This window comes from Lysobacter sp. TY2-98, assembly GCF_003367355.1.
GTDB lineage: Bacteria > Pseudomonadota > Gammaproteobacteria > Xanthomonadales > Xanthomonadaceae > Cognatilysobacter.
This window is the reverse complement of the sequence record NZ_CP031413.1, coordinates 2,580,431-2,594,334: the sequence shown is the minus strand read 5'-3', so window position 1 is coordinate 2,594,334 and position 13,904 is coordinate 2,580,431. Positions and strand designations below refer to the sequence as shown.

Sequence of the window (13,904 nt, the reverse complement as noted above, 5' to 3'; positions counted from 1 at the left end):
TTTTTATTTGCGCGCTCGCCACGGCCGCTAGGATGCCGGACCGCCCGTCGCTCCGGCCGCATGTCCCGACTCGCCCTGACCCGCGTCCTCCTGCTGCTGTGCACTGCCGTGGCCATCGTCGCGCTCGCGCTGCACGGCCCGATTCCGCAGGACCCCAGCTACCACCGCTTCGCGGATGCCCGCACGCTCTTCGGCGTTCCCAACGCGTGGAACGTGCTGTCGAACCTGCCGTTCCTCGTCGTCGGGCTGCACGGCCTGATGCGGCTTCCGCGCCTGTCCGTCGAGCGCACGCGCGCCGGCTACGTCGCACTGTGCATCGGCATCGCCTGTGTCGCCTTCGGCTCGGGTGCATACCACTGGGCGCCGTCGAACGCGACGCTGGTCGGCGATCGCCTGCCGATGACCGTCGCGTTCATGGCGTTCTTCGCGTTGCTGCTCGACGAGCGTGTGATCGACGATCGACGCCATCGACTTCTGGCGGCATTGCTCGTGCTCGGCGTCGCGTCCGTGGCGTACTGGAACATCACCGAGCGGTTCGGCGTCGGTGACCTTCGTCCGTATGTGCTCGTGCAGTTCCTGCCGATGCTGCTGGTGCCGCTCGTGCTCGCCCTCCTGCCTGCGCGGTGGCTCGACGCGCGTTGGCTGGTCGCCGCGTTGGTCGGTTATGCGCTGGCGAAGGCGCTCGAGCACTTCGATGCAGCGATCTACGCCGCGCCGGTGATGGTCAGCGGACACGCACTCAAACACATCGTCGCCGCGCTCGCGGCGTTGTGCATCGTGTTGGCGGTGCCGACGCGCGGACCTCAGGCGAGTTCGGTCAGCCAGTCGCGCGGACGCAAGTAGTCGGCAAGACGTGCTTCCGGCGAGCCGGGTTCCGGCACGTAGCCGTACTCCCAGCGCACCAGTGGCGGCATGCTCATCAGGATCGATTCGGTGCGGCCGCCCGACTGCAGGCCGAACAGCGTGCCGCGGTCGAACACGAGGTTGAACTCGACGTAGCGGCCGCGGCGATACAGCTGGAACTGGCGTTCGCGTTCGCTGTACGGCACATCGCGCCGACGCTCGACGATCGGCAGATAAGCGTCGAGGAACCCATCGCCGACCGCCTGCATGTAACCGAAGTCGGCGTCGAAATCGCCGTGCAGGTCGTCGAAGAACAGGCCGCCGATGCCGCGCGTTTCGTCGCGATGCTTGAGGAAGAAGTACTCGTCGCACCAGCGCTTGTGCGCGTCGTAGCGCTCCTGCCCGCCGAAGGGTTCGCAGACATCGCGCGCCACGCGATGCCAGTGCAGCACGTCGTCGTCGACCGGATAGAACGGCGTGAGATCAAAGCCGCCGCCGAACCACCACGCCACCGTTTCGCCGTCGCGCTCGGCGCGGAAGTGGCGGACGTTCGCGTGCGTGGTCGGAATGTGCGGATTGCGCGGATGGAAGACGAGCGAGACGCCGACGGCTTCCCACGATGCGCCGATCAATTCCGGGCGGCTCGCGGTCGCCGACGGCGGCAGCTTCGTGCCCGACACATCGGAAAAGCCGATGCCCGCCTGCTCGAACACTGCACCGTCGCGCAGGATGCGGGTGCGCCCGCCGCCCCGGATCGGCGAGGTGCCGGGATCCTTCGTCCACGGATCCTCGAAGAAGCGGGCCGTGCCGTCCGCCTGCTCGATCGCCGCACAGATACGGTCCTGCAGGTTCAGGAGATGGTCGCGGACGACGTCGATCGGGGGCGGGGGCGAAGTCATTGCGGAATTCTAGCGATCGCACGGTGCTGACCGTGCCGGATCCGCGACGAAAACCGTCGCTCACGCCAACCGAGCGTGCGACGCCCTGCGACAATGCGCACCCGCCGCGGAACCGCCATGACCGATCTCGCCCTGCCCGTGCTGTATCGCGACGACGCGCTGGCCGTCGTCGACAAGCCCGCGGGCCTGATGGTCCACGACAGCGCACTCGCCCGCGGCGAGACCGACTTCGCCGCCGACCGCCTGCGCGAACAGTTCGGGCGCCCGGTGTTCCTCGTGCATCGCCTCGACCGCGCCACGTCGGGCTGCCTGCTGCTCGCATTCGACCGCGACACCGCGAGCGCGCTCGGCAAGACGCTGATGTCGCAGGAATTCGAGAAGACCTATTGGGCGGTGTGCCGCGGCTGGCCGGATGCCGCGTTCGTGGTCGACCATCCGCTCGACGGTGGCCCGGGCAAGCCGCAGAAGAAGCCGGCGGTCACCGCGTTCCGCACGCTGGCGACGGCGGAGCTGGAGATCCCGTCGTCGGGCTTTCCGACCTCGCGTTACGCCTGGCTCGAAGCGCAGCCGCGCACCGGACGCTTCCGCCAGATCCGTCGCCATCTCAAGCACATGTCGCATCACCTCATCGGCGACACCAGCCACGGCGACGGCCGCCACAACCGCGCGTTCCGGATGATGGGCATCCACCGCATGCTGCTGCACGCGCGTGCGCTGACGTTCCCGCATCCCGCGACCGGCGAGACGATGCGCGTCGGGGCGCCGGTCGACGGCGAATTCGCCAAGGCGCTGGCGCTGTTCGACGTGTGACCGCGTCTTCAAGAGCGGCACGCCAGCGGCCGTTACGATAGGCGCGATGACGACGCCCGCTTCCATCGACATTCCCGACGACGAACTCGTCGAGCGCTTCGTGCGTTCGAGCGGGCCGGGCGGTCAGAACGTCAACAAGGTGGCGACCGCGGTGGAGCTGCGCTTCGACATCGCGAACTCGCCCACGCTCAGCGACGAGGTGCGCGCGCGCCTGCTCGCGAAGCGCGATCGACGCGTCACCTCCGAAGGCGTGCTGGTGATCAGCGCGCAACGCTTCCGCACTCAGGACCGCAATCGCGAGGACGCGCGCGAACGCCTGCAGGCTTTCGTCGACGCGGGGCTGCACGTGCCGAAGAAACGCGTCGCGACCAAGCCCACGCGGGCGTCGAAGGAGCGCCGGCTCGACGCCAAGCGCGGGCGCAGTACGATCAAGAAGGGCCGCACCGCGCGGGACTGGGACTGACATGGCCGACGACTATCCCGCCCACGTCGGTGCCCCCGGTCGCGTCCCGGTGCTGCCGCCGAACGCGCCGCGGGTGAAGCCGAACGCGTTCACGCGCTGGTTCGGGCGCACGGTGTTGCGACTCGGCGGTTGGCGCGTGGTCGGCGAGTTTCCCGATGTGCGCAAGCTGGTGCTGATCGGCGCGCCGCATTCGTCCAACTGGGACGGCATATGGGGCATGGCGGCGAAAACCGCGCTGGGCCTGGAACTGCGCGTGCTCGGCAAGGACGCGTTGTTCAAGATTCCCGGCATGGGGTTCCTGCTGCGCCGCCTCGGCGTCATCCCCGTCGACCGCAGCGCCGCGCACGGCGTCGTCGAACAGGCCGCGGCGATGATTCGCGGCGCCGACAAGCTCTGGTACGGGCTTGCGCCCGAAGGCACGCGCAAGCGCGTCGAGCGTTGGAAGAGCGGCTTCTGGAAGATCGCGAAGGCTGCCGACGTGCCGGTGCTGCCGGTGTATTTCCACTATCCCGACAAGGTCATCGGCATCGGTCCGCTGTGGACCCCGGGCGATGACTTCGCGACCGACATGAAGCGCATCCATGCCTGGTACGCGCCCTGGAAGGGCAAGAACCGCGGCACTTCCTGACGCGTCCACGGTCTGAGCGACCGACCACCGTCTACAGCAGGCGAGGCGACCGACGTGCAAGAGCCCATTCGTGTGCTGGTCCGGCGGGAATCGACGGTATCGGCGATCTACCAGAACGGTGCCATCCTGGTCTGGCTGGTCACGTTCTTCGGCTGTTGGGTCTACTGCATCCAGAACTACGGGGTGTCGCTGGGGGTCGGGCTCGGTTGGCTGCCGTCGATCCTGGTCGCGACGGTCGCGGGCGCGCTGTGGCCGCTGCTGCTGGTCTTCGCTGCGGTGGTGGGGTGGACGTTCTTCACCGCCGGCTAGCGCGACTGCGCGGGTTACGCGCCCGTCAGGCCTTGCGTTTGCCGGTCGTCGCCATGCGCATGAACGAGGTCGATAAAGGCCCGTGCCTGCGGACTGAGCGCGCGGCCGCGACGCGTCACCACGCCGTAGCTGCGTGAGGGGAAGAAGGCCGACAGCGAGCGCGATGCGAGCCGCGTTGAATCGGCGTCAGTCAGGCAGATCGCGGTGACGATGGAGATGCCGAGTCCCATCGCGACGTACTGCTTGATCACCTCCCAGCCGCCGACCTCCAGCGCCACCGTGTACGGCACATGCGCGCGCTGGAAGACCATGTCGACCATGCGGTAGGTGGTGTGGCGCTGCGGCGGCAGGATCAGGCCGTAGGGCGAGAGGTCGGCCAGCGTGATCTCAGGTTTCGCGGCCAACGCATGGTCGCGCGGCGTGATCAGCATCGGGTCGTAGGAGACGACGGGTTGCCAGGCGAGGTCGCCCGGGACGTCCAGCATCGAGCCGACCGCCAGGTCCGCGCCGTCGTCGCGCAGCAGGTTCAGCCCGCGCGGGCCGGTCACGTTGTGCAGGATCAGGCGGATGTCCGGGTGCTGCGCGCGGAAGGCTTCGACGATGCGCGGCAGCAGGTAGACGATGGTCGAGCTGCCCGCGGCGACGTGCAGCTCGCCGGCGTCGAGGCCGCGGATGCGGTCGCGAAAGGCGGCGTCGAGGCCGTCGAGGCCTTCGACCAGAGGACGCGCGAGTTCGTACAGCGCCTCGCCCTCGCGGGTGAGCGCCAGCCGGCGCCCGTTGCGCTCGAGCAGGGCAACGCCGAGGTCGCGCTCCAGCGCCTGCAGCTGCAGGGTCACCGCGGGCTGGCTGAGGAACATGGCCTCGGCCGCGCGCGATACCGACCCGAGGCGGGCGGTCTGGCAGAACGCGCGCAGGGGCTTGAGCCGGTCGGCCTTGTAGGCGAAGCGCGCCGGGGTGGGTTTGGCCATGACGACCTCGTGTATTCGATTTCCAAATACATCGCATTGCCAAAACTTGTTTGTCAAATACAAGTACGGCGGCGCATGGTCGTGCCCCACACGGTAGGGCGACGAGGTAGGCGATGTCGGCAGTGCTGATGGAGACGGGTGAGGGCAGGGGCGGTGGCATCGAGCTGCTGCGCCGGGTCGAGGGTCAGGACGCCCTGCTGACGCCGGCCGCGCTGGCCTTCCTCGCCGAGCTGCATGGCCGCTTCGAGCCCAGCCGCCAAGCGCGCCTCGCCGCGCGCCGCCAGCGCCAGGCCGCCTTCGACGCCGGCGCCCCGCCCGACTTTCGTGCCGACACCGCGGCGATCCGTGCCAGCGACTGGCGCGTGGCCCCGCTGCCGGCCGCGCTGCAGGACCGCCGCGTCGAGATCACCGGCCCGGTCGACCCGAAGATGGTCATCAACGCCCTCAACTCCGGCGCCCGCGTGTACATGGCCGACTTCGAGGACTCGACGTCGCCGACCTGGGCCAACCTGATCCAGGGCCAGCAGGCGCTGCGGGCCGCGGTCGCCGGCACGCTCGACTTCACCGCAGCGAACGGCAAGCACTACGCGCTCAAGCCGTTCGCCGAGCAGGCGGTGCTGATGGTCCGTCCGCGCGGCTGGCATCTCGACGAGAAGCACGTACGCGTCGACGGCGCACCGCTGTCGGGTGCGCTGTTCGACGCCGCTCTGTTCGCCTTTCACAACGCGCACGCTTTGGCTGCGAAGGACCGCGGCCCCTTCTTCTACCTGCCCAAGCTCGAATGCATGGAAGAGGCGCAGCTCTGGGCCGACGTGTTCGACCACGTCGAACGCGCGCTCGACCTGCCGCGCGGCCAGATCCGCGTCACCGTGCTGATCGAGACGCTGCCGGCCGCATTCGAGATGGACGAGATCCTCTACGCCCTGCGCGACCGCATCGCCGGCCTCAACTGCGGACGCTGGGACTACGTCTTCTCCTACATCAAGACGTTCCGCCGCCATCGCGACAAGGTGCTGCCCGAGCGCAGCCAAGTGACGATGACGCAGCCGTTCCTGCGCGCCTACTCCGAACTGTTGATCCAGACCTGCCATCGCCGCGGTGCGCATGCGATGGGCGGCATGGCGGCGCAGATTCCGATCTCGAACGACAGCGACGCGAATGACGTCGCACTCGCGAAAGTGCGTGCCGACAAGCTGCGCGAAGTCACCGCCGGCCACGACGGCACCTGGGTCGCGCATCCCGCACTGATTCCGATCGCCGAAGCCGTGTTCGACGAACGCATGCCCGGCGCGCATCAGAAGCACGTACTGCGCGAGGACGTGCTGGTCACGCGCGAGGATCTGATCACGCCGCCGCGCGGATCGATCACGCGCGCCGGCTTCGAGAGCAATGTCGAAGTCTGCGTGCGTTATCTCGCCGCGTGGCTCGACGGTAACGGCTGCGTGCCGATCCACTGGCTGATGGAAGACGCCGCCACCGCCGAGATCGCGCGCGCGCAGCTCTGGCAGTGGCTGCACGCCGGCGATCTGCATCTGGACGACGGCACGCCGGTCGACGAGACGCTGTTCGAGCGCGCGCTGATGAAGCTGCCGCGCCTCGCCGTCACCGACATTCCTGGCGCCAGCCGCATCAACGAAGCGATCGGCATGCTCGATCGCCTGACCCACAGCGATGAGCTCGAGGACTTCCTGACGCTGCCCGCGTACAAGCGCCTCGACTGAGTTTCCCGCACAACCCGCGTTGACCCCGCCCGTTCGCGAAGCGACCGGAACGGCCCTGCTTTGCCCGACGACCACGAAAAGACAGGAGATCCGCCATGACCACGACGCTTCCGACCGCCGACCAGCTTCGCCAGCACTGGGCCACCGATCCGCGCTGGGCCGGCGTCACCCGTCCGTATTCCGCTGAGGACATCGTGCGCCTACGCGGTCGCATTCCGGTCGAGCATTCCATCGCGAAGCTCGGCGCTGACAAGCTGTGGAACTCGCTGCACACGGAAGAATTCGTCAACGCGCTCGGTGCGATGACGGGCAACCAGGCGATGCAGCAGGTCAAGGCGGGTCTGAAGGCGATCTACCTGTCGGGTTGGCAGGTCGCGGCCGACGCGAACATCGCGGGCGAGATGTATCCGGACCAGTCGCTATATCCCGCGAACTCGGTGCCACAGGTCGTCAAGCGCATCAACAACACCCTCCTGCGCGCCGACCAGATCCAGTGCGCGGAAGGTCAGGGTGACATCGATTTCCTGCAGCCGATCGTGGCCGATGCCGAAGCCGGTTTCGGCGGCGTGCTCAACGCGTTCGAACTGATGAAGGCGATGATCGAGGCTGGTGCGTCGGGCGTGCACTTCGAGGATCAGCTCGCGAGCGTCAAGAAGTGCGGCCACATGGGTGGGAAGGTGCTGGTGCCCACGCGCGAAGCGGTCGAGAAGCTCGTCGCCGCGCGTCTCGCCGCCGATGTCATGGGCGTGCCGACGCTGATCGTCGCGCGCACCGATGCCGAAGCCGCCGACCTCATCACCAGCGATGTCGACGACAACGACAAGCCGTTCTGCACCGGCGAGCGCACCGTCGAAGGCTTTTACAAGACGAACAAGGGCTTGGACCAGGCGATCAGTCGCGGCCTCGCGTATGCGCCGTACGCCGACCTCGTCTGGTGCGAAACCGGCAAGCCGGATCTCGAGTTCGCACGCAAGTTCGCCGAGGCGATCCATGCGAAGTACCCGGGCAAGCTGCTCGCCTACAACTGCTCGCCGAGCTTCAACTGGAAGAAGAACCTCGACGACGCAACCATCGCGAAATTCCAGAAGGAGCTCGCGACCTACGGTTACAAATTCCAGTTCATCACGCTGGCCGGTTTCCACGCCTTGAACTACGGCATGTTCGACCTCGCCCACGGCTATGCCCGTCGCCAGATGAGCGCATTCGTCGAACTGCAGGAGCGCGAGTTCGCCGCTGCCGACCGGGGCTTCACCGCGGCGAAGCACCAGCGCGAAGTGGGCACGGGTTACTTCGATGCCGTGACGCAGACGATCCAGGGCGGGCAGTCGTCCACCGTCGCACTCAAGGGCTCGACCGAGGAAGAGCAGTTCGAAAAAGCGGCCTGAACCGTGGCTCGTGCCCATGGGTCCGACAGTGCGGACGGACGGCGCTTGACGCTGTCCGTCCGCCGGGTCGAGCATCGAGCCGCACACTGCAGGAGGTCGCCATGCACAAGCTGCTCGCCCTCACCGTCCTGATGTTCGCGGCGCTGTCCGCGGCCGCGCAGGACAACCCGAAACTGGATCAGATCCTCGCCCAGCAGACCCAACTGCGCGCCGACCTCGACGCCGGCAAGGTCACCCTGACACCGCGCGCCGCGCAACAGGTGCGCAAGGACCAGGACATCGTCTTCGACCTGATCAAGCAGAACCCGACGCTGGATGGGATGAACATCCAGGAACGCGTGACGCTCGACAACGCGCTCGAACGCATCAACACCGCCGTGCAGGGTACGCGCGTGGCGTCGGAGAAGCAGGACGTCTGCCGCTACCAGCGGGTCACCGGCTCCAAGGAAAAGCAGCTGGTTTGCGGCACGCAGGATGACCGCGACCACGCGCGCGAAGGTGCACGCAGCTATCTCGAGAAGACGCGCATCTGCGCGTCCTGCGGCGGCGGCTGATCAGGCAGCACCGGCCAGCGCGGCACTGTCGCGCTGGCGGTCGAGCGTTCGATAGCCGATCGCCTCGGCGAGATGCGACGTACCGATGTCGGCCTCGCCGGCGAGGTCGGCGATCGTGCGCGCCACACGCAGGATGCGCACCATGGAGCGCGCGGACAGCTGCAGGCGTTCGACGGCGCGCTCGAGCAAGGCCTGATCGCGTGATTCCAGTCGGCAGAGGTTGAGCGTCTCGCCGGGTGTCATGCGCGCGTTGGGCTGGCCGCAGCGCGCGAGCTGCACCGCACGCGCGCATTCGACGCGGGCGCGCACCTCGGCGCTCGATTCACCGCTTGGCGCGGCCGCACTCAATTCGCTGGCGGGCAGACGCGTCAGGCCGACGTGCAGGTCGATGCGATCGAGCAAGGGGCCGGAGACCTTCGCGCGATAGCGCTGCACCGCATCGCCACTGCAGCGACAGCGTCCCGACGGATCGCCGGCCCAACCGCAGGGGCAGGGATTCATGGCCGCGACCAGCTGGAAGCGCGCCGGAAATTCGGAGCTGCGCGCGGCGCGCGATACGGTGACGACGCCGGACTCCAGCGGTTCGCGCAGCACTTCCAGTGCGCGGCGCTCCCATTCCGGAAATTCGTCGAGAAACAGCACGCCGTTGTGGGCGAGCGAGACTTCGCCCGGCCGTGGTTGCGCCCCGCCGCCGATGAGTGCGACCGCGCTCGCGGTGTGGTGCGGCGCTCGGAACGGACGCTCGAGCCAGCGCGACGGATCGAGGCCGCGTCCACTGATCGACGCGATCGCCGCGGATTCCAGTGCTTCGGCTTCGCTGGCTTCCGGTAACAGCCCGGGCAGCCGCGACGCCAGCAGCGTCTTGCCGCATCCCGGCGGGCCGATCAGCAGCAGGTGATGCCCGCCCGCGGCGGCGATCTCCAGTGCGCGTCGCGCCTGCGCCTGCCCGCGCACATCGGTGAGATCCGGCCCGCGCACGCGTTCGACCGGTGTCGCGACCGCGGTCGGCAACGCGTCGCGACCGGCGAGCATCGCGCACACCTGCAGCAGCGTGCGCGCGGTGCGCACTTCCACGCGCGAGGCAAGTGCGGCTTCGGCGCCGTTCGCCCCGGGGACCACGAGACGATGTCCCGCATCGCCGGCCGCGAGCGCGGCGGGCAGCACGCCGTCGATGGCGCGCAGTTCGCCGGTCAGCGCAAGCTCGCCGAGGAATTCGACGTCGCGCAACGCATCGAGCGGAATCTGTCCGCTCGCGGCGAGGATACCGAGCGCGATTGGCAGGTCGAAGCGCCCACCATCCTTCGGCAGGTCCGCAGGCGCGAGGTTCACCGTGATGCGCCGCTGTGGAAATTCGAACTGCGCGCAAGCGATCGCCGCGCGCACGCGGTCCTTCGCTTCGCGCACCGCAGCCTCGGGCAGACCAACGATGTTCATCGCCGGCAGGCCGCCGCCCAGATGCACTTCGACGCGCACTTCTGGCGCACGGATGCCCGTTCGCGCACGGCTGTGCACGATCGCAAGATTCATGGCAGGCGACTCAGTGGCGCGGTGCGGCGGTCGCGCCGGACTGCGTTTCGATGCCGGTCACGGTGCGCTCGAGTTGCTCGAGCTTTTCGCGGGTGCGCAGCAGTACGGCGCGCTGCACCTCGAATTCCTCGCGGGTGACGAGGTCGAGGCGGTTCAGGCCCGCCTGCAGCACCGCGCGGAAGTTCTGCTGAAGCTCCGTGCGGAGCTCGCTCGCAGAATCGCCGCGGAGTCCGGGCGGCACGAGCGCACTGAGGCGGCGGGCGAGGTCGTCGAGCGAATCGAGGTCGATCATGGTCGGGTCTCCGGCGTTGCACGCACTGTGCCGATCGCGGCCGGTCGGCGCCGTCGGAGCGGCTTGCTGCGGCGTGTCGGGGAAATCCGACATCGCCATTTTACCGCCCGCCGTGGGCCTCGTCAGTGGCGCTTGAAGTACTGCACCTCGCGCTCGTGCTTCTCCGCGGCGGCGCGACTGCTGAAGGTGCCGAGGTTGCGGCGCTTGTGCGTCTTCGGATCGACCTTGCGCGAGTACAGCCGGTACTCGCCGGACTTGAGCTTGCGGATCACGTGCGGTCTCCGGTCGGGTGGTCCAGCCTGCCGCGAAGCGCGCGAACGCGGCGTCGGCGGCTTCCCGCTATGCTGCGCGGCGACAGGAGGATGCCGATGAAGATGGTCATGGCGGTGGTCAAGCCGTTCAAGCTCGACGACGTGCGCGAGGCGCTGGCCGAAGTCGGTGTAGCCGGCATCACCGCCACCGAGGTGAAGGGCTTCGGCCGCCAGAAGGGCCATACGGAGCTCTACCGCGGCGCCGAATACGTGGTCGACTTCCTGCCCAAGATCAAGCTCGAGGTCGCGGTCGCGGATGACCAGCTCGACGCGGTGGTCGAAGCGATCATGAAGGCCGCGGGCACCGGCAAGATCGGTGACGGCAAGATCTTCGTCTGGGATCTCGAGCGCGTGGTGCGCATCCGCACCGGCGAGCTGGACGCCGACGCGCTCTGACGCGACGACCTCAGGTCGTCCGTACGCAGTTCCGGCCGGCGGCCTTGGCCTGGTAGAGCGCCTGGTCGGCGCGCGCGAGCAGGTCGCTCAGGCCGGCGTCGCGCGGCGAGAGTGCCGTGACGCCGACACTGATCGTGACCCGCAGCTCCGGCGCGACGTCGCGGAAATTCAACGCTTCGACATTCGCACGCAGGCGCTCGGCGACCTGGCGCGCGGCGTCGATCGCGGTGTCCGGCAGCAGCACGACGAATTCCTCGCCGCCCATGCGGCCGATCTCGTCGAACTGCCGCAGCGTGTGCTGTGCCGTCTCTGCGACGCGCGCGATCACCTGGTCGCCCACCAGATGCCCGTGCGCATCGTTGATCGCCTTGAAGCCGTCGATGTCGAAGGTGATCACGCACAGCGGGCGTTCGTCGGCGCGTGACTGCGCGACGGCATCGGCCCCCATGAGTTCGATGCGGCGACGGTTGGCGACGCCGGTGAGTTCGTCGGTGGCGGCGAGCACGCGCAGGCGACGCGTGCGCACGATCTGGCGGCCGACGATCAGGCCCAGCACGGCAATCAGCGCGACGCCGAGGGCGATCGCGATGCGCTGCCAGCGGCGCGCCTTGAGCAACGCCTGCACGTCCTGCTCGCGCATGGTCTTTTCGGTGCGCAGGCGCTGGTTCTCGAAGTCGCGCTGCGCGGCGTCGGTCTGCTGGCGCAGCATCAGCGTGCGCTGTTCGGCGCGCGCGGCCAGGCGCTTCTCGCGCAGTGCGAGGTAGCGCTTGTAGTCGCCGAGTGCCGCGGCCGCATTGCCGGTGCGCTCGTACAGCGCGGCGCGATGCGGATACATCATTTCCAGATAGCGGTCGTTCTGGTCGGCCTGCAGGACTTTTTCGGCCTCGGCGTACAGCGCGAGCGCCTGCGCGGTCTGGCCGAGCCCGGCGCGCGCGCGCGCCTCCGTCACTGCGATCATGCCGGTATTGCTCTGGTCGCCGACGCTGGTGAAACCCGCCTTCGCCGACTGCACCGTCGACAGCGCCTGCCCATAGCGGCCGAGTTCGAGCTGCGCCGATGACAGCGCGAGCTGCGTGCTGGCCACCAGCGCCGGGTCGAGGCGCTGGCGGGCGATGCGCGCCGCTTCCTCGAACTGCGGAAGCGCGAGGTCGGCGCGGCCCGTGTCCTGGTAGAGAAAGCCCATCTGCACGGCGATGACCGCGAGGCTCGACCAGTCCTCGTGGCGACGCGCGATCTCGCGGCTCCGGTCGAGATACTCGCGCGCCTTGTCCGACTCGCCCATCCGCCGGTACGCGACCGCGATGTTCTGCAGGTTGCCTTCCGACCGCTCGGCCTGGTGCGAGTTGTCGTACAGGCGCTGCGCGGCCATGAAGTCCATGAGGGACTCGGCATGACGGCCCAGGTAGGAGTACGTGTTGCCGCGCAGCACCAGGCCGTCACCGACCAGCGCGGGATGCTCGGAGCGGCGCGCGAGTTCGATGCCGCGCGTGTACAGGGCCAGCGAGGTCTGCACCTCGCCGAGCATGTCCTGCACCGAGGCTTCGCAGATCTGGAAGCGCGCCTCAAGCTCGGCATCGCCCATCGCTTTCGACGCCGCCAGACCCCGCTGCGCGTAGGCGAGCGCAGCGCGCGTGTCCTCCGGCGGCTGGAAGCAGGCGGTGGATTCGTAGAGCAGTTCGCGACGGCGGTCGCCCGGCGGCACGAGCGCGCGCAGGCGCGCGATCTCCGCCTGCATGCCTTCCGGCGTGGCGGGATTGAGGCGATTGCTGTCGAGCTGCTCGAAGAGCTTGTCGAACGCGGCGGCGCGATCGTCCCGCGCAAACGCCGACGTCGCCGTCAGGGCGGCGAGCGTCAGGGCGAGGAGCGACGCGCGGATTCGAGGCATCGGAAGGGTTGGGCGCGCCTCGGAGCGTCGATGACGGCCCGAGGCGGCGCGGCTCAGGCGTCCAGAGCTTCGGCGACGAAGGGCGGGGTCGCCAATGCCCCACGATGGATATCGGCGCTGTAGTACTTGGTCTTGAGACCGCTGTCACGCGCGGCCTGTTCGCGGAAGTCGAACCCGCCCAATTTGCGCGCCAGCGTGCAGCTCCACCAGCCCGTGGGGTAGCAGGGCTGCGGGAACGGCAGCGTCTTGAACGACGCGAAGCCGGCCTTGCCCATCTCCGCGCGCATCGACCGGATCAGGTCGAGCAGCGCGAGCGGCGACTCGGACTGCTGGACGAGGATGCCGTCGTCCTTCAGCGCGCGGAAGCAGGATTCGTAGAAGGCCTTGTTGAACAGGCCTTCGGCGGGGCCGACTGGATCGGTGGAGTCGACGATCACGATGTCGACGCTGCCCGGCGCGCAGTTCTTCATGTAGGCGACGCCGTCGTCGAACAGCAGCTCGGCGCGCTTGTCGGCGTTGGAATCGCACAGCTCCGGGAACCACTTCTCGGCCATGCGCGTGACCTGCTCGTCGATGTCGCACTGCGTGGCCGACTCGACGCCCTTGTGCTTGAGCACTTCGCGCAGCGTGCCGCAGTCGCCACCACCGATGATGACGACGCGCTTGGGATTCGGGTGCGTGAACAGCGCCGGGTGCGACATCATCTCGTGGTAGAGGAAGTTGTCGCGCGTGGTGAGCATCACCGCGCCGTCGATGAGCATGAGGTTGCCCCAGTCGGTCGTCTCGAAGATCTCGATCTTCTGGAACGGGCTCTGCACCTCGTCGAGCTTGCGCGTGACGCGGTAACCAATCGCCGAGCCGGTGTGCTCGAAATTCTCGTACTGCCAGGTGGGTTCGCTCATGGTGCTCTGCA

16 protein-coding genes are annotated in these 13,904 nt (G+C 68.4%); 9 read left to right on the top strand and 7 right to left on the bottom strand.

Annotated features, from left to right (window positions below):
* The first annotated feature begins 60 nt into the window (after positions 1 to 60).
* Positions 61 to 843, top strand: coding sequence for a ceramidase domain-containing protein (locus DWG18_RS12640; protein WP_115647516.1), 783 nt, complete (start codon positions 61 to 63; stop codon positions 841 to 843).
* Here the strand turns inward: DWG18_RS12640 and hemF are convergent.
* Positions 804 to 1,742, bottom strand: a complete 939-nt coding sequence (gene hemF / locus DWG18_RS12635) for an oxygen-dependent coproporphyrinogen oxidase (protein WP_115647515.1) — start codon at positions 1,740 to 1,742, stop codon at positions 804 to 806. The two genes, DWG18_RS12640 and hemF, sit on opposite strands and share 40 nt — an antisense overlap.
* Positions 1,743 to 1,859: 117 nt before the next feature.
* Between hemF and DWG18_RS12630 the strand changes: the two genes are divergently transcribed.
* From DWG18_RS12630 to DWG18_RS12615, 4 genes are read left to right on the top strand one after another with little or no spacing between them, the layout of a single operon-like run.
* Positions 1,860 to 2,552, top strand: coding sequence for a pseudouridine synthase (locus tag DWG18_RS12630; protein ID WP_240318527.1), 693 nt, complete (start codon positions 1,860 to 1,862; stop codon positions 2,550 to 2,552).
* Between the two features lie 46 nt (positions 2,553 to 2,598).
* A complete protein-coding gene (arfB, locus tag DWG18_RS12625; RefSeq protein ID WP_115647513.1) occupies positions 2,599 to 3,015 on the top strand; it encodes an alternative ribosome rescue aminoacyl-tRNA hydrolase ArfB in 417 nt (138 codons plus the stop codon).
* 1 nt (position 3,016) lies between these two features.
* Entirely contained in the window at positions 3,017 to 3,643 is a 627-nt protein-coding gene (locus tag DWG18_RS12620) for a lysophospholipid acyltransferase family protein (RefSeq protein ID WP_115647512.1), read from the top strand.
* Positions 3,644 to 3,697: 54 nt separating this feature from the next.
* Positions 3,698 to 3,952 carry a hypothetical protein gene (locus DWG18_RS12615; RefSeq protein WP_162823836.1) on the top strand — a complete coding sequence of 85 codons (255 nt, stop codon included), beginning with the start codon at positions 3,698 to 3,700 and terminating at the stop codon, positions 3,950 to 3,952.
* Between the two features lie 14 nt (positions 3,953 to 3,966).
* On the opposite strand, the gene DWG18_RS12610 is transcribed toward DWG18_RS12615, so the two are convergent.
* Positions 3,967 to 4,920, bottom strand: a complete 954-nt coding sequence (locus tag DWG18_RS12610; RefSeq protein WP_115647510.1) for a LysR family transcriptional regulator — start codon at positions 4,918 to 4,920, stop codon at positions 3,967 to 3,969.
* Between the two features lie 113 nt (positions 4,921 to 5,033).
* Here DWG18_RS12610 and aceB point away from each other — a divergent pair, with 113 nt between their 5' ends.
* From aceB to DWG18_RS12595, 3 genes are all read left to right on the top strand, one after another.
* On the top strand, positions 5,034 to 6,641 hold the full coding sequence (aceB, locus tag DWG18_RS12605; RefSeq protein WP_115647509.1) for a malate synthase A: 1,608 nt from the start codon (positions 5,034 to 5,036) through the stop codon (positions 6,639 to 6,641).
* 95 nt (positions 6,642 to 6,736) lie between these two features.
* Entirely contained in the window at positions 6,737 to 8,026 is a 1,290-nt protein-coding gene (gene aceA, locus DWG18_RS12600; RefSeq protein ID WP_115647508.1) for an isocitrate lyase, read from the top strand.
* A gap of 101 nt (positions 8,027 to 8,127) precedes the next feature.
* Entirely contained in the window at positions 8,128 to 8,580 is a 453-nt protein-coding gene (locus DWG18_RS12595) for a hypothetical protein (protein WP_115647507.1), read from the top strand.
* On the opposite strand, the gene DWG18_RS12590 is transcribed toward DWG18_RS12595, so the two are convergent.
* The 3 genes from DWG18_RS12590 to DWG18_RS15435 form a co-directional block, all read right to left on the bottom strand.
* Positions 8,581 to 10,107 (bottom strand): YifB family Mg chelatase-like AAA ATPase, encoded by a 1,527-nt coding sequence (locus DWG18_RS12590; RefSeq protein ID WP_115647506.1) that lies wholly within the window; start codon positions 10,105 to 10,107, stop codon positions 8,581 to 8,583.
* A gap of 10 nt (positions 10,108 to 10,117) precedes the next feature.
* Positions 10,118 to 10,399 (bottom strand): accessory factor UbiK family protein, encoded by a 282-nt coding sequence (locus DWG18_RS12585; protein WP_115648179.1) that lies wholly within the window; start codon positions 10,397 to 10,399, stop codon positions 10,118 to 10,120.
* Between the two features lie 122 nt (positions 10,400 to 10,521).
* Positions 10,522 to 10,671, bottom strand: a complete 150-nt coding sequence (locus DWG18_RS15435; RefSeq protein WP_115647505.1) for a hypothetical protein — start codon at positions 10,669 to 10,671, stop codon at positions 10,522 to 10,524.
* A 96-nt stretch (positions 10,672 to 10,767) separates the two neighbouring features.
* Between DWG18_RS15435 and DWG18_RS12575 the strand changes: the two genes are divergently transcribed.
* The gene (locus DWG18_RS12575; RefSeq protein WP_036141567.1) at positions 10,768 to 11,106 is read left to right on the top strand and encodes a P-II family nitrogen regulator; all 339 of its coding nucleotides are present in this window, start codon (positions 10,768 to 10,770) and stop codon (positions 11,104 to 11,106) included.
* Between the two features lie 10 nt (positions 11,107 to 11,116).
* Here DWG18_RS12575 and DWG18_RS12570 read toward each other — a convergent pair whose 3' ends face one another.
* Both DWG18_RS12570 and speE read right to left on the bottom strand, forming a co-directional pair.
* The gene (locus tag DWG18_RS12570; protein ID WP_115647504.1) at positions 11,117 to 12,991 is read right to left on the bottom strand and encodes a tetratricopeptide repeat-containing diguanylate cyclase; all 1,875 of its coding nucleotides are present in this window, start codon (positions 12,989 to 12,991) and stop codon (positions 11,117 to 11,119) included.
* Between the two features lie 53 nt (positions 12,992 to 13,044).
* Entirely contained in the window at positions 13,045 to 13,893 is an 849-nt protein-coding gene (gene speE / locus DWG18_RS12565; RefSeq protein WP_115648178.1) for a polyamine aminopropyltransferase, read from the bottom strand.
* Between the last annotated feature and the right edge of the window lie 11 nt (positions 13,894 to 13,904).